This window comes from Amorphoplanes digitatis (assembly GCF_014205335.1).
GTDB classification, from domain to species: Bacteria; Actinomycetota; Actinomycetes; order Mycobacteriales; family Micromonosporaceae; genus Actinoplanes; species Actinoplanes digitatus.
Window position 1 is genome coordinate 7,928,137 of the sequence record NZ_JACHNH010000001.1, and the last position, 17,812, is coordinate 7,945,948.

16 protein-coding genes are annotated in these 17,812 nt (G+C 70.1%); 6 read left to right on the top strand and 10 right to left on the bottom strand.

Annotated features, from left to right (window positions below):
• Positions 1-169 precede the first annotated feature (169 nt).
• Complete coding sequence (locus BJ971_RS34935; protein WP_184997563.1) at positions 170-2,020, top strand: bifunctional metallophosphatase/5'-nucleotidase; 1,851 nt, start codon at positions 170-172, stop codon at positions 2,018-2,020.
• A 269-nt stretch (positions 2,021-2,289) separates the two neighbouring features.
• Positions 2,290-2,580: a chorismate mutase gene (locus BJ971_RS34940; RefSeq protein ID WP_184997564.1), complete on the top strand. Its 291-nt coding sequence runs from the start codon at positions 2,290-2,292 to the stop codon at positions 2,578-2,580.
• Positions 2,581-2,645: 65 nt separating this feature from the next.
• Here the strand turns inward: BJ971_RS34940 and BJ971_RS34945 are convergent, their stop codons facing one another.
• From BJ971_RS34945 to BJ971_RS34975, 7 genes are all read right to left on the bottom strand, one after another.
• On the bottom strand, positions 2,646-3,662 hold the full coding sequence (locus BJ971_RS34945) for an ABC transporter ATP-binding protein (protein ID WP_184997565.1): 1,017 nt from the start codon (positions 3,660-3,662) through the stop codon (positions 2,646-2,648).
• Positions 3,659-4,690 carry an ABC transporter ATP-binding protein gene (locus BJ971_RS34950; RefSeq protein WP_184997566.1) on the bottom strand — a complete coding sequence of 344 codons (1,032 nt, stop codon included), beginning with the start codon at positions 4,688-4,690 and terminating at the stop codon, positions 3,659-3,661. The genes BJ971_RS34945 and BJ971_RS34950 overlap by 4 nt, the downstream gene beginning before the upstream one ends.
• Positions 4,691-4,697: 7 nt before the next feature.
• Complete coding sequence (locus BJ971_RS34955) at positions 4,698-5,639, bottom strand: ABC transporter permease (RefSeq protein WP_184997567.1); 942 nt, start codon at positions 5,637-5,639, stop codon at positions 4,698-4,700.
• Positions 5,632-6,558, bottom strand: a complete 927-nt coding sequence (locus BJ971_RS34960; RefSeq protein ID WP_184997568.1) for an ABC transporter permease — start codon at positions 6,556-6,558, stop codon at positions 5,632-5,634. Before BJ971_RS34960 ends, BJ971_RS34955 begins: the two co-directional genes overlap by 8 nt.
• Before the next feature lie 133 nt (positions 6,559-6,691).
• Positions 6,692-8,323 carry a peptide ABC transporter substrate-binding protein gene (locus tag BJ971_RS34965; RefSeq protein ID WP_377884898.1) on the bottom strand — a complete coding sequence of 544 codons (1,632 nt, stop codon included), beginning with the start codon at positions 8,321-8,323 and terminating at the stop codon, positions 6,692-6,694.
• Positions 8,324-8,591: 268 nt separating this feature from the next.
• Positions 8,592-9,257 carry a response regulator gene (locus tag BJ971_RS34970; RefSeq protein ID WP_184997569.1) on the bottom strand — a complete coding sequence of 222 codons (666 nt, stop codon included), beginning with the start codon at positions 9,255-9,257 and terminating at the stop codon, positions 8,592-8,594.
• On the bottom strand, positions 9,254-10,477 hold the full coding sequence (locus BJ971_RS34975) for an ATP-binding protein (RefSeq protein ID WP_184999269.1): 1,224 nt from the start codon (positions 10,475-10,477) through the stop codon (positions 9,254-9,256). The genes BJ971_RS34970 and BJ971_RS34975 overlap by 4 nt, the downstream gene beginning before the upstream one ends.
• 206 nt (positions 10,478-10,683) lie before the next feature.
• Between BJ971_RS34975 and BJ971_RS34980 the strand changes: the two genes are divergently transcribed.
• From BJ971_RS34980 to BJ971_RS34990, 3 genes are all read left to right on the top strand, one after another.
• Complete coding sequence (locus BJ971_RS34980) at positions 10,684-12,300, top strand: PspC domain-containing protein (protein WP_184997570.1); 1,617 nt, start codon at positions 10,684-10,686, stop codon at positions 12,298-12,300.
• A complete protein-coding gene (locus BJ971_RS41830; protein ID WP_239087696.1) occupies positions 12,297-12,743 on the top strand; it encodes a hypothetical protein in 447 nt (148 codons plus the stop codon). Before BJ971_RS34980 ends, BJ971_RS41830 begins: the two co-directional genes overlap by 4 nt.
• Before the next feature lie 106 nt (positions 12,744-12,849).
• Entirely contained in the window at positions 12,850-14,094 is a 1,245-nt protein-coding gene (locus BJ971_RS34990; RefSeq protein ID WP_184997571.1) for a phosphatidylserine decarboxylase, read from the top strand.
• Positions 14,095-14,165: 71 nt separating this feature from the next.
• Here BJ971_RS34990 and BJ971_RS34995 read toward each other — a convergent pair whose 3' ends face one another.
• The 3 genes from BJ971_RS34995 to BJ971_RS35005 all read right to left on the bottom strand — a co-directional run bounded on the left by BJ971_RS34995 (position 14,166) and on the right by BJ971_RS35005 (position 17,286).
• Complete coding sequence (locus BJ971_RS34995; protein WP_377884895.1) at positions 14,166-15,152, bottom strand: CDP-alcohol phosphatidyltransferase family protein; 987 nt, start codon at positions 15,150-15,152, stop codon at positions 14,166-14,168.
• 278 nt (positions 15,153-15,430) lie between these two features.
• On the bottom strand, positions 15,431-16,333 hold the full coding sequence (locus BJ971_RS35000) for an NUDIX domain-containing protein (protein WP_184997572.1): 903 nt from the start codon (positions 16,331-16,333) through the stop codon (positions 15,431-15,433).
• Positions 16,334-16,338: 5 nt separating this feature from the next.
• Entirely contained in the window at positions 16,339-17,286 is a 948-nt protein-coding gene (locus BJ971_RS35005) for an NUDIX hydrolase (RefSeq protein ID WP_184997573.1), read from the bottom strand.
• A 227-nt stretch (positions 17,287-17,513) separates the two neighbouring features.
• Between BJ971_RS35005 and BJ971_RS35010 the strand changes: the two genes are divergently transcribed.
• A complete protein-coding gene (locus BJ971_RS35010) occupies positions 17,514-17,795 on the top strand; it encodes a PspC domain-containing protein (RefSeq protein ID WP_184997574.1) in 282 nt (93 codons plus the stop codon).
• Positions 17,796-17,812 lie beyond the last annotated feature (17 nt).

The window sequence follows — 17,812 nt, forward strand, 5'->3', positions numbered from 1 at the left end:
TGTTCTCCGGGGCAGTAGCGCGGTCCAGGGTCGGACATATGTCTTCCGACCGGTCATCGTCGGGCCGCCGCAACCAAGCTGTCACCCGGAAGTAGTAGCGCTGACCAGCGTCGATACACGAGGCTGTCTCAGTTGGTTGATCCGTGACCCGATCGGGAGACCGAATACTATGGACCACCCCCGCCTCCGCGGCTGGGCCGCGACGCGTCATCTCGCCGTACCGGCCCTCGCTCTGGCCGTCGTCGCCACCCTGCCGATGACGCGCTCCGAGAATCCGGCCCCTGCCGCGCAGCACCTGCCCGGCATGGCGCCCGCCAGCGTTTCCTACGGACTGTCCGGCAAGACGGTCAAGGGCCAGTTCCTGAGCTACAACGACTTCCACGGCGCCATCGACCCGCCCGGCGGCAGCGGCGCGGCCGTGAACGGCACGCCGGCCGGCGGTGTCGAATACCTCGCGACCTTCCTGAAGCGCCTGCGCTCCGAGGCGGCCGCGGACGGCCGGTCGACCCTGACCGTCGGCGCCGGCGACCTGATCGGCGGCACCCCGCTGGTCAGCGCGGCGTTCCACGACGAGCCGACGATCGAGCTGATGAACGAGGTCGGGCTCCAGGTGAGCTCGGTCGGCAACCACGAGTTCGACGAGGGTGTCGACGAGCTGATCCGCATGCAGCGGGGCGGCTGCCACCCGACCGACGGCTGCCAGGACGGCGACGGCTTCAAGGGCGCGAAGTTCACCTACCTCGCCGCCAACACGATCAACAAGAAGACCGGCCTGCCGATCCTCCCGCCGATCGACATCAAGTTCATCGGCGGCGTCCCGGTCGGCTTCGTCGGCCTGACCCTGGAGGGCACCCCCGGCATCGTCAACCCGGCCGGGATCAAGAACGTGCGCTTCGAGAACGAGGTCGCGACGGCCAACAAGTGGGGCAACCTGCTGAAGCTGTTCGGCGTCAAGGCGCAGGTGCTGCTCGTGCACCAGGGCGGCCAGCAGAGCGCGTCCCAGGGTGTCCCGGTTCCCGGCGCGTCGGACTGCAACAACTTCTCCGGCCCGATCGTGCCGATCGTGGCGGGCCTGAACCCGGAGTTCAGCCTGGTGGTCTCGGGCCACACGCACCGGTTCTACTCGTGCACGCTGCCCAACTCCGCGGGCACGTCGGTCGTGACCAGCGCCGGCACCAACGGTCAGCTGATCACCGACATCGACTACTCGATCGACCGGCGCACGGGCCGCTTCGCCGAGGTCACGGCCAAGAACGTGATCGTGGAGAACGGCGTCTCCGACGGCAACGGCGGCTGGCTGAAGGACGCCGCCGGCGTGTTCCTGAAGAACCCGGCCACGGTCGACGCGAAGGCGAAGGCGGTCGCGGACAAGTACCGCACCGCGGTCGCCCCGATCGCCAACCGGGTGGTCGGCAGCATCACCGGCGACATCACCCGCACCGCCGGCGCCAACGGCGAGTCGCCGCTGGGCGACGTGATCGCCGACGCGCAGCTGGCCTGGACACAGACCAGCAACGCACAGATCGCGCTGATGAACCCCGGTGGCATCCGCGCCGACTTCGACGCCGAGTTGTCGTCGGGTGGCGAGGCCAACGGGCAGGTCACCTACGGCGAGGCGTTCACCGTCCAGCCGTTCAACAACCTGGTGGTCACGCAGACCTTCACCGGCGCTCAGCTCAAGGACGTGCTGGAGCAGCAGTTCGTCGGCTTCGGCGGGCAGACCACCCAGCGCATCCTCCAGGTGTCCGCGGGCCTGACCTACTCCTGGAACAGCACCGCCCCGGCGGGCTCCAAGGTGACGGCCCTGGCCTTCAACGGCACCCCGATCGACCCCGCCGCCAGCTACCAGGTCACCACGAACGACTTCCTGGCCAACGGCGGCGACGGCTTCACCAACCTGACGCTGGGCACGGGCCGCACCACGGCGCCGGGCTTCGACGTCGACGCCCTGGTCGGCTACCTGGGCGCCGGCGCCCCGGTAGCGCCGGGCCCGGCCAACCGCATCACGAAGGTCGGCTGAGCCGACCCGCGGCGGAAAACCCAGGCAAAACCGTTGTATGAGCGGGACATTCCCACTGTTCGGGCCGTTTCCTTGCGAAGCGGCCCGGGCCGGGGTCATACTCGCTGCGTGATCCAACAGGCGCGATTTTTTTACTACGGCACCGGAAGTCCGGCGACCGTAGGACGCGTCTGAACGACAGACCTACATCAAGCCCCGGGCCTCCCAGCCCGGGGCTTGATGCTGCCCGGGCCGGGCCGACCGGGGCGCCAGCACCCGAGGAGCACGACATGAGCGCAAACCTGATCGACCAGCCCACCGGCGCCGGCGCGGAGCCCGCCGTTGAAGAGATCAAGACGATCCGCGAACGCATCGACGAGATCGATCAATCGCTTATCGACCTGTGGCTGGAACGCTCGCGCCTGAGCCAGCAGGTCGGCCGCACCCGGATGGCATCGGGCGGCACCCGGCTGGTGCTCAGCCGCGAGCGGGAGATCGTGGAACGCTTCCGCGAGGCGCTCGGCCCGGACGGCACCCAGGTGGCCCTGTTGCTGCTCCGCGCCGGCCGCGGCCCGCTTTGACCGTCTGACGGGGGTAGGAGAAAGGGGCCCGCCGGATCGGCAGGCCCCTCCTCGAACGCACTTGCTCAGACTGCGTGCACCACGTCGCGGGGTTCGGCGAAGTGGCAGGCGCTCGGGTGCGGCGAGCGCTCCCGGATCTGGAGCAGGGGCTCCTGCTCGGCGCAGACCGCCTGGGCCTTCCAGCAGCGGGTCCGGAACCGGCAACCCGACGGCGGGTTGGCCGGCGACGGGACGTCGCCCTCCAGCACGATCTCGTCGCGACGACCGCGCAGCCGCGGGTCCGGCACCGGAACCGCGGAGAGCAGCGCCTGGGTGTACGGGTGGGTCGGCTGCTCATAGATCTGGTGGTCGTTGCCGATCTCCACGATCTTGCCCAGGTACATGACCGCGACCCGCGTCGAGATGTGGCGGACCACGGACAGGTCGTGGGCGATGAAGATGTACGACAGGCCGAAATCCTTCTGGAGGCCCTCCAGAAGGTTCATGACCTGCGCCTGGATCGACACGTCGAGCGCCGAGACCGGCTCGTCGCAGACGATGATCTCCGGCTTCAGGGCCAGCGCGCGGGCGATGCCGATGCGCTGGCGCTGTCCGCCCGAGAACTGGTGCGGGTACCGGTTGACGTGGTCGGGGTTGAGGCCGACCGTGTCGAGCAGGTCCTGCACCGCCCGGCCACGGCCCTGGCGGGGCGTGACATCGGGGTGGATCTCGAACGGCTCCCCGATGATGTCGCCGACCGTCATGCGGGGATTCAGCGACGTGTACGGGTCCTGGAGCACCATCTGGATGTTGCGGCGGGCCCGGCGCAGGCGGCCACCGCTGAGCTTGACCATGTCCTCACCACGGACGTTGATCGCGCCCGAGGTCGGCTTCTCGAGGCCGACAAGCAGCTTGGCCAGCGTCGACTTGCCGCAGCCAGACTCGCCGACGACGCCGAGGGTCTCGCCGCGGCGCAGCTGAATGTCCACGCCGTCGACGGCGCGGACGGCGCCGACCTTCGACTTGAAGACGATGCCCTGGGTGATCGGGAAGTGCTTCACGAGACCCTTGGTCTCGAGCACTACATCGTTGCGGTCACTCATTCGCCCGCAACCTCCCTCGAGAAGTGGCAACGGGCCGTGCGGCCCGGCGCGACGAAGTACGGCGGCGGCGCCGGGTTCTGCCGGCAGACATCCTGGGTGTAGGTGCAGCGCGGGTTGAAGGCGCAACCCTTCGGGATGTCCGTCAGCGCGGGCGGGAGGCCCTTGATGACCTTGAGCTGCTGGCCCTTCATGTCGAGCCGCGGGATCGACTCGAGCAGCGCCTTCGTGTACGGGTGTGCCGGTCGCGCGTAGATGTCGTAGACCGGCGCCTCCTCGACGACCTTGCCCGCGTACATCACCGAGATGCGGTCCGCGACGTCGGCGACCACGCCCATGTCGTGGGTGATCAGGATGAGGCCCATGTTGCGCTGCTGCTGGAGCTCGGCGAGCAGGCGCATGATCTGCGCCTGCACGGTGACATCGAGCGCCGTGGTGGGCTCGTCGGCGATCAGCACCTCGGGGTCCAGCGCCAGCGCCATCGCGATCATCACGCGCTGGCGCATGCCGCCGGAGAACTGGTGCGGGTAGTCGCCGATTCGGGCCTTCGCGGCCGGGATCTTGACCTGGTCGAGCAGCTCGATCGAGCGCCGCTTGGCGTCGCCGCGGGACATGCCGCGGTGCTTCCGGAACAGCTCGGCCATCTGGTAGCCGATGGTGAACACTGGGTTCAGCGCCGACAGCGCGTCCTGGAAGATCATCGCGATCTGGTTGGCGCGCACCTTGCGGCGATCGTTCTCCGAAAGCTTCAGCAGGTCGAGGCCGCGGTACTTGACCTCGCCCTTGGTGATGAAGCCGGGCGGGCTGTCGAGGATGCCCATGATCGCCTGCGCGGTCACGGACTTGCCGCAGCCGGACTCGCCGAGGATGGCGAGGGTCTCGCCGGGCGACAGCAGGAAGTTGGCGCCGTTGACGGCGCGCGCGACGCCGTACTGGGTGCGGAACTCCACGTGCAGATCGGTGACCTCGAGCAACGGTGCGTGCGGATCTAGGCCCGGTAGGACGTCGATCTGCGCCTTGATATCGGTCATGTCGCGGTCACCGCAGCTTCGGGTCGAAGGCGTCGCGGACGGCGTCGCCCAGCATGATGAAGGCCAGCACAGTGGCCGCAAGGAAGATGGAGGGCCAGATAAGCGGTTCGGGTGCGGTCCGGACGTACGGGCCGGCCTCGGAGATCGCGATGCCCCAGGAGATGGCGCTGTTCTTGAGCCCGATGCCCAGGTACGACAGCGTCGCCTCGGCGGCGATGTTCGTACCCAGCAGGATCGTCAGCACGACGACGAACGCGGCGATCGAGTTCGGCAGGATGTGCCGGAACATGATGCGTCCCGAGCCGGCGCCGAGCATGCGGGCGGCGGCGACGTAGTCCTGGTTCTTGGACGTGATCACCGCGGACCGCATGATGCGGGCGGCCGTGGTCCAGCCGAGCACGCCGAGCGTGACGGTGACCGCCACGACGCCGTTGCTGGCCGGGTCCGACGAGAGGCGCTTGGCCAGCACGATCGCGGCGAGCAGGAACGGGATGCCGAGGACGATGTCGATGAAACGCGACAGGATCGCGTCGAGCGACTTGCCGAAGAAGCCCGCGGCGAGGCCGATGATCAGGGCGATCACGCCGGAGAGCAGCGTGGCGAGCACGCTGACCACGATCGAGTTCCGGGCGCCGAAGATGGTCTTGGCGTAGACGTCACAGCCCTGGAAGTCGTACCCGAAGAACGCCGTGCCGCTCGGCGATCCGAACTGGCGGCTCAGCGCGCAGTCGCGTGGGTCTCCCGCACCGAACAGGGACGGGAAGGCCGCCATCGCCACGATGATCACGACCAGGACGGACGCGAACCAGAAGATCTTGTTACGCCGCAGGTCGATCCAGGCGTCGCCGGCCAGGCTGCGGGGCTTGTCGCGCTTGTTGGCGTGCCTCGGCTCGGTCGGCGGGTTGCCCGCGGGGCCCTCCACGGCGGCTACTGCTTCGAGATCACTCATAACGAATCCTCGGGTCCAGGGCGGCGTACAGCAGGTCGACCAGCAGGTTCACGACCAGGAAGACGATCACCAGGATGCTGACAAAGCCGACTACCAGCGGGCCGTCCTCGGTCTTGATGCCACGAAGGAGGTTGAACCCGACGCCGGGAATGTTGAAGACACCTTCGGTGACGATCGCGCCGGACATCAGACCGCCGATGTCGACACCGATGAGCGTCACCACGGGAATGAGCGAATTTCGCAGCACGTGCACGCCGATCACCCGCTTGCGGGACAGACCCTTGGCCCGGGCCGTGCGAACGTAGTCGGAGCGCAGGTTCTCGGCGACCGACGAACGGGTGACCCGCAGCTCGGTCGCGATCACGAGGCTGCCGAGGACCAACGCCGGCAACAACAGCGCCCAGAACGTCGGATGCGCGCCGGCCGTCGGCGGGAACCAGCCCAACTTGATGGCGAAGAACAGCTGTGCGATCGGGGCGAGCACCACGATCGGCAGGGAGAGGATGATCAGCGTGATCACCAGGGTCACGTTGTCGAACGCGCTCCCCCGGCGGATGCCCGAGATGACGCCGGCGGTGACCGCGACGGTCGCGGCGATGATCATCGCGATGAGCGCGAGCTTGATGGTCACCGGCCAGGCCTGGAGCATCATGTCGCTGATCTTGCGGCCGGTCAGCGAGGTGCCGAAGTCCCCGCTGAGCATGCCCTTCATGTAGTACCAGTACTGCGTAAGGAAGGGCTCGTCGAGGTGGTAGCGCTCGGTCAGTGCCTGGCGCACGCTCTGGGTAAGGGGCCGTTCGCCCGCCAACGCTTGGAGGGGGTCGTCCTGGTTGGCGAACATCAGCGCATACACGATGAAGGTGGCTCCGAAGAACGTCAGAACCATCTGAAGTAGGCGCCGCACGATGTAGCGGAACATACGGATTTAGCCTCTTCCGCGGAAGATGCGCCGCCGCACCTTGTGGGCACGGCGGCTGTAGGTAGGGGAACACAGCGGTGGCGCCACGGTGTCACATAATCCGTGGCGCCACCAGTGCACTAACCGCCTTGGATCAGTTCACTTCGATCTTGTAGAGGTCGACCTTGGAGAACAGGTCGACGTTCACATTCTTCACCTTCTGCGAGTGGCCGAAGACGTTCTGGCCGAAACGCAGCGGGATGACCGGCATGTCCTGGGCGAGGATGTCCTCGGCCGCCTGCCACTTGGCGATGGCCTCGTCGGTCGTCTTGGCCGCCGAACCCTCCTTGACCAGCGCGTCGAACTGCGGGTTGGAGTACCCGTAGTAGTTGGAGGAGCCACCGGTGCCGTACAGCGGGCCCAGGTAGTTCTCCATCAGCGGGTAGTCCATCAGCCAGCCGAGGCGGATGAGGCCGACCGGCTCCTTCTTCTCGACCTTGGTGAGCAGGTCGGCGAACTTGGGCTCGCCGACGCCCGTGCACTCGATGCCGAGCGACGCCTTGATCTGGTTGCACATGGCGTCGACCCACGCCTTGTGGCCACCGTCGGCGTTGTAGGTGATCTGGATCTTCTTGGGACCACCGGCCGCGTCGTAGAGCGACTTGGCCTTCGCCGGGTCGTACTTGCAGTTGTCACCGCAGGTGTTGTCGCGGTAACCGGCAACCACCGGGGACACGAAGGACGTGGCCGGCGTCTGCGAACCGAGGAAGATCTGGTCGGTCATCTCCTGGCGGTTGACCGCCATGGAGAGGGCCTGCCGGACCTCCTTCTTGGCGAACTCCTTCTGGAACGTCGGGAAGCCGACGAACGCGAACGAGGAGCTCGGGCTCTTCAGGAAGCGGGGACCCAGGTCGCCGGGGGCGGCGGCCAGGCTCTCGATCGGGATGGTCGTCTGGACGTCGACGTTCTCCGCGAGGAGGTCGGCGTACTCCGCCTTCTGGTCCTGGTAGATCTTCCAGGTCACGCCGTCGATCTTCGGGGCGGTGCCCTTGAAGCCGTCGACCTTCTCCACCACGATCTGGGAGTCGTGCTCCCACGTGCCCTTCATCTTGAAGGGGCCGTTACCGATGATCGCGTCCTCGAAGCCGTCGGCGATGACGCCGGGGGCGGAGAAGGCGGCCTTCGGCAGCGGGTAGAACGCGGTGTAGCCCATGACGGACTCCCAGCCGGCGAAGGGCGCCGACAGGGTCACCGTGAAGGTGCTGTCGTCGACCTTCTTCAGGCCGGCGAGGGTCTTGGCCTTGGGCTCGGGGGCCTTCTTCGGGCCGTCCTCGCCGTCCGGGTCGACCGACTGGAGGTCGGCGTAGCCCTCGATGCGCTCGTAGAAGTAGGACGCGCCCTGGCCGTTGGGGCCGTACGCGCCGTAGTTCCAGGCGTCGATGAAGTTATCGGCGATGACGGGCTCGCCGTTGCTGAACGTGAAGCCCGGCTTCAGCTTGATCGTCCAGACCTTGTTGTCGTCCGAGGTGACCGACTCGGCGCCGACCTCGACGGGCTTACTCTGCGCGTCGAAGTCGATGAGGGGGTAGAACAGCGAGGAGAGGACCTGGGCGCCACTCGACTCAGTCGCATTCGACGGAATCAGGTGCTGCGGCTCTCCGATACCGATGACGACGGTGTTAGAGGCGGTGTCGGTGTCTTCCGACCCGCCGCTAGAGCAGCCAGCGGCCAACAAGGCGATGGCGGTCGCGCCGACCGCCATCTTCCATGGACGATTCCCGAGCATGGGAGTTACTCCTTCAAGGGCGCTCACGAGGGGTTGTGTGAGTAGAGGACACCTTCGCACAGGGCCCCTAGGCCATGGCGGCGCCGTTATCAAGCCGATATTAGCCCGATGCGCCGCCGCCGCTGTTCGAAGATCATCTTCTCGATCGGCTACATGCCGCTGACCTCTGGTTTCTGATTACTTGTAATGATGCCGTAACCGTCAGTTGCTAAAACGTCCGCTTTGTCCCCTACTTGGCAAAACGACCGCTACAGACGGTTGGGTACACCTACACAAGTCGGCGATCGGCCGCCCACCTTGAGAGTTCGTAACGGTTGGACATCTGCAGCTTGCGCAGCACGTTCGAGACGTGGGTCTCCACCGTCTTGATCGAGATGTACAGCTCCTTGGCGATCTCCTTGTACGCGTAGCCGCGGGCGAGCAGCCGCAGCACCTCGCGTTCGCGGTTGGTGAGCTGATCCAGTTCGGGGTCCGCGACGGGCACGTCCGGGCGCGACGCGAACGCGTCCAGCACGAAACCGGCGAGCCGCGGGCTGAACACCGCGTCGCCGTCGGCCACCCGCCTGATCGCCGCGGCGAGCTCGTCCGGCGAGATCGTCTTCGTGACGTAGCCGCGGGCGCCGGCCCTGATCAGGCCTATCACGTCCTCGGCGGCGTCGGAGACGGAAAGCGCCAGGAACTTCACCTGCGGGTGGGTACGCCGCATCGCGTCGAGCACCGCGCGGCCGCCGCCGTCGGGCATGTGCACGTCGAGCAGCACCACGTCCGGGGAGGTAGCGGCGATCCGGGCCACCGCCTCCGCGACGGAACTGGCCTCGCCGACCACGTCCACGTGCGCGCCGAGCTCGGCGCGGACGCCGGCCCGGAACATCGCGTGGTCGTCCACGAGGAAGACGGTCAGCCGCCGACCCTCCTCGGCTACGGGCTCGGTCATCGCGCGTTCTCCTTTCCGGCGGAGACGCTCTCCCGCGAGGCGGGCAGCGTCAGGCGTACCTCGGTGCCGTCGCCGGGTGCGCTGCGGATCTCGGCCCTGCCGCCGTGCCGCCGCATCCGCCCGACGATCGAGCCACGGACGCCGTGCCTCGTATCCTCCACCCCCGCGAGGTCGAAACCGGCACCGCGGTCGCGGACGAACACGCTCAGCTCCTCGGCCTCGACCTCCGCGTAGAGCGAAACGGTCTCCACCCCGGAGTGGCGGGCCGCGTTGACGAGCGCCTCACGCGCGGCGGCGATCAGCGCGACCACCCGTTCGTCACACTCCGTGTCGCCGACCACCACGGCCTCGACCGAGATCGCGTACGTGTCCTCGACCTCGGCGGCCGCCTGCTCGAGCGCCGCCGCGAACCGCTCGGTGGGCGACGCCATCGGCTTGTACAGCCAGTTGCGCAGGCTGCGCTCCTGGCCTCGGGCCAGCCGCTGCACCTCTTTGATGTCCGTGGAGTTGCGCTGGATCAGGGCGAGCGTGTGCAGCACCTGGTCGTGGATCATCGCCGCGACCTCGGCGCGCTCCTGCTCACGGATGCGGCCCTCGCGCTCGGAGCGCAGTTGGCTGAACGTGCGCCAGAGCAGCGGCGCCATGACGACGCCGACGCCGAGCAGGCCGACCAGCGCGAAGATCACGCCGTTGAAGACGGTGCTGAGGTTGCCGGCGGGTGTGTACACGGCAAGCACGCCGATGACGCCGACCGCGACCAGGACGCCGCCGCCGATGAACCGGAACAGGAACGAGCGGCGATCACTCTCCGCTACCACCGCGGCGAACCAGGGCGCCCGCGGGTTGTCCGCCCAGCCCCGGCGGGTCGGATCGGACTGGTGCCAGATCACGCCGGCGCCGACCGCCGTGACGGCGACCAGCCAGCCCGCCGTGCCGGCCACGCCGTTGTCATCGAAGAGCAGGCCCTGTAGCAGCACGACGCCGAGGCCGATCGCGCCGAACGGCAGCAGCAGCGCCAGGTCCCGGCGGGTGCGCTGCTCGCCGGTCGGCAGCTGCTGCGGAAGCACGGCCCAGAACACCGCGTAGAGCAGCAGGCCGAGGCCGTTGAAACCGAGCAGGAGCACCAGGGCGATACGTACCGCGGTGACCGGTACGCGCAGATGACGCGCGAGGCCGGAGGCGACACCGGCAATGACACGGTGGTCGCGCGGCCGGTACAGGCGGCGCGGCGGTGGTGCGGCTGCGGCGGTGATCGCTCCTCCTCCAGGCTCCGGGCACGGTGATGTCCGGCCTGTTCGATCGTCACACGAGCCGGGGCCGACGGCCACGGGGTAACTCCCCTATCCGCAGGGCCCCTGGATCTCAGGGTGGCGTCAGGGTCGCCGCCTGAGGCGGTTCGGGTAGGGGTACCGCCAGTATCGAAGGCATGACCGACGAAGCTGCCCAGTCCCGCGAAGCTTCCGGGTCGTCGCAGGACGCTCCGGCACCTTCCGCCGTACCCCCGGCGTCCGACCCTCCGCCCGCGGCCTACGAGCCGCCGGCCGCGGACGCCACCACCGAGTCGGACCCCCCGCCTCCCCCGCCGCCCGGCGCCGCACCGCCGCCCGGCGCCCAGCCGCCGCCGTGGTTCGGCGGGACGGACGGGCCGACGTTCTCCCGGGAGAAGCTGATCCGGCCCGTCCGCGGCCGGTACCTCGCCGGCGTCTCCGGCGCGATCGCCAACGCCACGAACACCGACCCCGTGCTCTGGCGCGTGGTGCTGGCCGTGCTCAGCTTCTTCGGCGGCGTCGGCGTGTTGATCTACCTGGTCGCCTGGCTGCTGACCCCGGCCGAGGGTGACACCGGATCCCCGGTCGAGTCGCTGCTCGGCCGCGGCCGCTCGGCGATGACCCCGCTGTCGATCGTGGTGGTGAGCGCGGCCGCCGTGCTGACCTTCGCGTTCGTCGTCCGGGACGGCCTGCGGGCGACCCTGCTGGCCGCTGCCGTCCTGGCCTGCGGCGCGCTGGTGCTAAAGCGCAACGGCCGGCTGAACGCGAACCGGGGCTCCGCGGCGCCGGACCCGGCGTCGGCGGCGGACGGGCCGTGGTCGGCGGCGAGCGCCGCCACCTTTCCCGCGGCACCGGCACCCGCGTCGTCCGCCGCGGCGAAGCCGGACGACGAGCGGACCGCGGCGTTCCCGGCCGCGGCCGGACCGGCCGGCGAGCCGGTGACCGCGCCGCTGCCGCCCCGGCCCCCGAACTACAGCCCGCCTGCCTCCGCCCCGCCCGGCTACCCGCCGCCGGGCTACACGCAGGCGGCGTACATCCCGCCCAGCACCGCGTACGCGCCGCCGCCCGGTGGCTACCGGCCGCCGTTCGCACCGCACGGCCCCTGGGCACAGCAGAAGGCCGGGCCGGCGGTGCACCCGCCGGCGCCGCCGAGGCCGCGGCAGCCCAAGCCGCCCCGGGAGCGCTCGAAGCTCGGCCGCATCACGTTCTTCATGATCGTGATGGTCATGGGCCTGCTGGCCCTGATCGACCTCGCCGGCGCGGACCTCTCGGTCTCGGCCTACTTCGCCGCCGCGCTCACCACGATCGCCCTCGGCCTGATCGTGGGCACCTGGTTCGGCCGCTCCCGCGGGCTCATCTTCCTGGCGATACTGGCCTGCGTGGGCCTCGCCGTCTCCAGCGGCGCCGAGACCTGGGGCGGCGAGCTGGGCAACAGCTCCTACCGGCCGCAGAGCATCGGCGCGGTCGCCGACCGGTACGACTTCACCATCGGTACGGCCACCCTTGACCTGCGCGCCGTCGACTTCACCAACCACGAGCAGGTCACCACGGTCGCGATGAAGCTCGGCCAGCTACGGATCCTGCTCCCCGACAACGTCGACACCACCACGACCGTCCAGATGGACGGCGGCCGGGCTGAGATCTTCGGCCGCCAGTGGGAGGGCAGCGACCTCAACACGCAGGAAGTCACCGACCTGGGCGCGGACGGCGCCGGCGGCGGCAAGCTGCGGCTGAACATCGAGATGAACACCGGCGACGTGGAGGTTGCCCGATGAGGCCGCACCGTACCGACGGCATCTCGCTGAGCTTCGGCCTGATCTTCCTGCTGGTCGCGGCCTGGTGGGCGATCACCCGGGTGACCTCGGTCCAGCTGCCCGCCGCGGGCTGGCTGGTGGCCGGCGGGCTGATCCTGTTCGGGGTGCTCGGGCTGCTCGGCGCGATCCGCTCCGGCAAGCGCGCCGAGGTGCCCGCCGCGGTGCAGGCCGAGGCCGAGGTGGAGACGCCCGGCAGCGACCTGCCGCCCGGCATGCACGCCGACATCGTCCGCGAGCTGCTGCACAACCCGGCGGACCGGGTCGACCTGAACCCGGCGTACCTGAAGCACCCGGTCTCCACGCCGCCGGCACCGGAGCCGCCCGCCCCCGCCGCACCGAAGCCCGCGGCGGACGAGGCTCCGGTGACGGATGAGGACACCGGCGAGCTACCGCAGCGCGACTGAACGCAAACACACCGTCCGCAGGTCACACCAACGGGTGAGGCCTGCGGACGGCGCCATATGCTCTTCGAGCAGAGGAAATCCGACAGCGCGAGGAGCTCGTACCGCCATGACGCCGTTTCCCGCCGTGTCCACCGCGCCTGTGACCGGCGTCGGCCCGCGCGCCGCCCGCGCCCTTACCGCAGAGTTCGCCCGCCACAACGCCGCAACCAGCGCCCTGGTCATCGGGGCCGACCACGCCTCGGCCGTGGTGGCCGCCGCCATCGAGGCGCTGCTGCCCGGCGACAACCTGACCCTGGTCGCGGGCGTCCGCAGCACCGCCGACCTGCTCCGCGACCACATCGCCGGGCTTGGCAGCTGGGTCTCCGACCGGGTCCGGATCCTGGACTCGCTCGCCGAGGCCACCCCGGCCGACGTGGTCATCCTCGGCGAGCCGCTGACCGGCACCGCCGACGAGACCCGCGCGGTGCTGGACAGCCTGGGCAAGTACCTCACCGAGGGCGCGGTCGTCTCCGTCGCGGTTCCCGCCGTGCCCGGACAGACCGGCGGCGCGGCCGCCGAGCTGTTCCGGCAGAGCGCGCTCTTCGGGGTCGGCACCGACCTGGTGGCCCGCAACCAGCCGCCGCTGCGCGTGCACCGGCTGCGCTTCAGCCAGGCCGACACCCGGGTCGCCGCGACGCTGGCGCCGGCCTACCGCCCGTCCAGCGTGCCGGTGACCCGCACGATGCACATCGACTCGAACGGCGTCGCCGCGGCGGGCATCGCGCTCGGCCTGGCCGCGCTGGCACGCGGCGCCCGGCCCAAGTCGAAGCTGTGGCTGATCCCGGCCCTTGCCGCGCTCCCGGTTGCGGCGTTCTTCCGCGACCCGGAGCGCGACATCCCCGCCGACTCGAACGCGATCGTTGCGGCCAGCGACGGCCGGGTGCTGTCGGTGGAGCGCCTGACCGACGAGCGCCTCGGCGAGGGCGAGTTCCTGCGCATCGCGGTCTTCCTGTCGGTGCTCGACGTTCACGTCAACCGCGTGCCGGTGGCCGGTCGGGTCACGGACTACTTCGTGATCGACGGCGGCTACGCGAACGCGATGACGGCGGCCGCCGAGCACAACGTGGCGGCGTACACGGTGCTGGACACCGACCACGGCACGGTCGCGGTGGCCCAGCGGACGGGCCTGATCGCCCGCCGGATCGTGCAGCGCACCCCGGTGGGCACCCTGGTGGCCCGCGGCGAGCGGATGGGGCTGATCCGCTTCGGCTCCCGCACGGACGTCTACCTGCCGGCGGACAAGGCGCAGGCCACCGTCGCGGTCGGCGACAAGGTCATCGGCGCCAGCTCCGTGATCGCCCGCTGGATCTGATCCGCACACCGAACGCGGAAAAGGCCGCCTCCCCCAGCCGGGGAAGGCGGCCTTTCCAATGACCGGAGAGGTCAGACGACGGCGCGGCGGGTCCGCAGCCACAGCACCGGGCCGCTGCACAGGTACGCGGCGACGACCAGCACGAACGTCAGGCGCGGGTCCACCAGGGCGCCCACGATCGGCAGCAGCCACAGCCACGGCGGCAGCTTCACGAGCCGGGCCAGCTTCGCGTAGGGGAAGCTGGAGACCATCGCGAACGCCATCAGCGCCACCCCGCCCAGCACCACCTCGCCGGGCAGCGGCAGGCCGATCAGCACCGCGAGGGCCAGCACCGCGGCGGCCATCGTCGTCGGCACGCCGGAGAAGAACCGGCCGTCCTTGGGCGAGACGTTGAAGCGGGCCAGCCGGATCGCGGCGCAGCCGGCCACCAGCATGCAGGCCACCGCGGCGAACGCGGTCGGCACCGAGTGCGCGAGCGAGGCGTAAACCACGACGGGCGCGGCCAGGCCGAACGAGCACATGTCGGCCAGCGAGTCCATCTGCGCGCCGAACGGGCTGGAGACGCCCAGCTTGCGGGCCAGGGCGCCGTCGAGACCGTCGAAGACGACGCAGGCCACCAGGCAGGCGGCCGCGATCCGGGTCTCGCCCTGCATGGCCAGGAAGATCGCGAGCAGCCCCAGGCCGAGGCTGGCCAGGGTGCAGCCGTTGACCAGCGCGAAGCTGACGCGGCGGCGCATCGTGTGCTCACCGGGCAGCAGCGAGGCCGAGTCGGCCTCGACGACGACCGGCTGGGCCAGCGGCGCGGGGCCGTGGCTGTCCGAGGTCGCGATCGCACGGCTGCGGCCGTACGGGGAGGGTAGGAGCTCCGTGCCGGTGTAGATCACCTCGGCCCGGGTGGCGGTGGCGGCGCGTCCGGCTTCGCCGGACCTGCGTCCCACGCGCACCAGAAGGGCTTGCCGCGCGATCGTTCCACCGCGGCGCAGCCGGCCTGCCCAACGACGTCCGGCGGGACGGGGACTATCCGTCGTGCGACGCCGGCGCCAAGGGGTTCTCGGCACGTGCTCCTCCATCTTGGGGTCGGAATCCCCGGCGGCTAGAGCCGTTCCGGGGTGCTGCCCTTCGCCCGTACGTCTACGGACAGTCATGTTAGGCGGGTTACACAATCGCATAGCCGAGCGGTCTTGGCGATAGACCTCGCAGACCTCTTCAGCGCCGTGTGCAACGACGTCCTCTTGAGTTCCGTTCCTTCGACGGGCGCGGGGGGCACCCATGCTGCCTGGCCCTGTGACGATTCTAACCGAAGCCTCCTAGGCCGATCACCGGCCGCCTGGGCCGGTCATCGATGCGTCGTCTCCCCCGCCAAGCGCTGGACGGCGGACCTCGCGACGTCGGTCAGCGGGAGATCACGCACCGTGGTGGCGTCGAACCACCCCGCCGCGACAGTGGATCCGCCGGCTTCGGTCACCACTGTTTCTGTCGGCTCGTCCACGAGAATCCTGAACAGGACCCGGACGACATGCCAGTCGATCGGCACCCCTTCGGGACCTATCGCCGCCGGGTCGTGCAGATGCGAGGTGCCCAGCAGCCCGGTCACCCGTCCGTGTTGCCCGGTCTCCTCGAGCAGTTCCCGGGCGACGGCCGCCTCGGGCGCCTCGCCGTGGTCGGTGCCGCCGCCGGGCAGGTGCCAGCGGCCGGCCCCGGGGTAGCCGGTCGCGATCTTGGTGAGCAGGATCCGGCCGTCCGGGTCGGTGACCAGCCCGTACGCCCCGAAGCGCTGGCCGCGCCCCGGTGTGCGGGCGACGGCCTCGTCCGGGTCGTCCGGCACGTCGGAGGCGGTGTCGGGCAGGCCGAGCACGCGGGCGGTGAACGGCATCAGCGGCAGCCGCTCCGGCAGCACCCAGTCGACGGCCTCGGTGGTGCCCGCGGCCTCGTTGCGCAGGCTGCCGCCGGCGTTTTCCACGTCGTAGATGATCCGGTCGGTGTGTTCCCACGTATCGGTGTGTGGCAGCTGGAACACGTCCGACGTCACAGAGCGGAGGCCCGCCACGCGTACGGAGAGGCCCGTCTCCTCGGCGAATTCCCGGACGACCGTCTCGTCGGGGTCCTCGCCCTGCTCGACGCCGCCGCCCGGGAGCGTCCACAGCCCCGGGAACGACGACAGGCCGGAGTTGCGGGCGAGCAGCACCCGGCCGGAGCCGTCGCGGCACACCCCGTACGCGCCGATTCGTCTGACCTTCACGCCCCTCAGGCTAGCCTCGCCGCCCGCAGCGCCTCGGCCGTCACCTCGGTCACCTGGTCCCCGGGCAGCTCGGCGGCCGCCTTGACCGCCATCCAGCACGCCTCGGAGGTCGAGCCGCCGACGTCCTTGACGACCACCTCTGTCGGGGCGTCCACGAAGACCCGGTAGAAGGCGCGGACACCGTGCCAGTCGATCGGGTAGCCCTCGGGGCCCAGCGACGCCGCGTCCCGGTGGCTGGCGACGCCGAGCAGCTCGACCAGGCGGCCCACCTGGCCGGTCTCCTCGACCAGCTCGCGGATCAGGGCGGTGCCGGGCTGCTCGCCGTAGTCGGTGCCGCCACCGGGCAGGTGCCAGCGGCCGGCACCGGGATAGCCCGGCGCGATGCGGGTCAGCAGCAGCCGGTCCCGCGGGTCGGTGGCGATCGCGTACGCCGCGAAGCGCTGCGCGCGGTGCAGCCCGTCCGGACCGGCGACGGCGTAGAAGGACGGGAACTCCGGCACCTCCTCGGGCCGCAGGTCGGCGGAGGCCGCCGAGAGGCCCAGCGCGGCGGCGGTGAACGGCCGCAGGCGCAGCCGCTCCGCCTCCTCGAGGGTGTGCCAGCGGGCCAGGTCGGTCGGCTGGCCCACGCGGTCACAGATGTTGCCCCCACGGATCGACACCTCGTAGACGAGGCGGTCGGTGTGGATGGTGACGCCGCGGTGCGGCAGGGACCTCATGTCGGCCAGCACGTCGCGCAGGCCGGCGACGGCGACGGACAGCCCGGTCTCCGCCGCGGTCTCGCGGACGACGGTGTGGTTCGGGTCCTCGCCATGGTCGACGGCGCCACCGGGCAGCGACCACACGCCGGGCGTGCCGGAACGGGTCGAGGCGCGGACGAGTAGGACGCGGCCTTGGGGATCGGTCGCGACGGCGTAGGCCGCGATCCTGCGGAGCGGCTCGAGAGCGGGGGTCACGGGCGGCATTCTGCCCGGATTATGTGACCTCCAGAAATCGACTGTCGGATTCCTGACAGGACGATAGCCCACAGTAATCGCTGATCAGGGCGGTTCTCCGCACTGAGCGCACCCGGGCGATAACAGACAGCAAACCCCCGAATCACCCATCTCGGTACCGCGAATCAGGGTCGGAATCGGGGCTCTCACCGAGGCGGCAAGTGACCCGTTCGCCGCACTCTTGGGTCATGACTCAACCCACCATCGCCCCGTACAAGCAGCTCCGCCGACCGCTCGACGACCGCATCGTGGCGGGCGTGTGCAGCGGGCTCGGCCGCTACCTCGGCGTCGACCCCGTGCTCATCCGGGTCGGCTTCGGCGTGCTCGTCGCACTCACCTGGGGCGCGGGCGTGCTCGCGTACCCGATCGCCTGGTTCCTGATGCCCGAGGAGCCCGCGCCGGCCGCACCGGCCGCGCCGCCGTGGCGCGACCCGGCCGACCCGACCTGGGGTCAGCCGCCGGCCGCATGACGGAGCCGGCCGCGGGA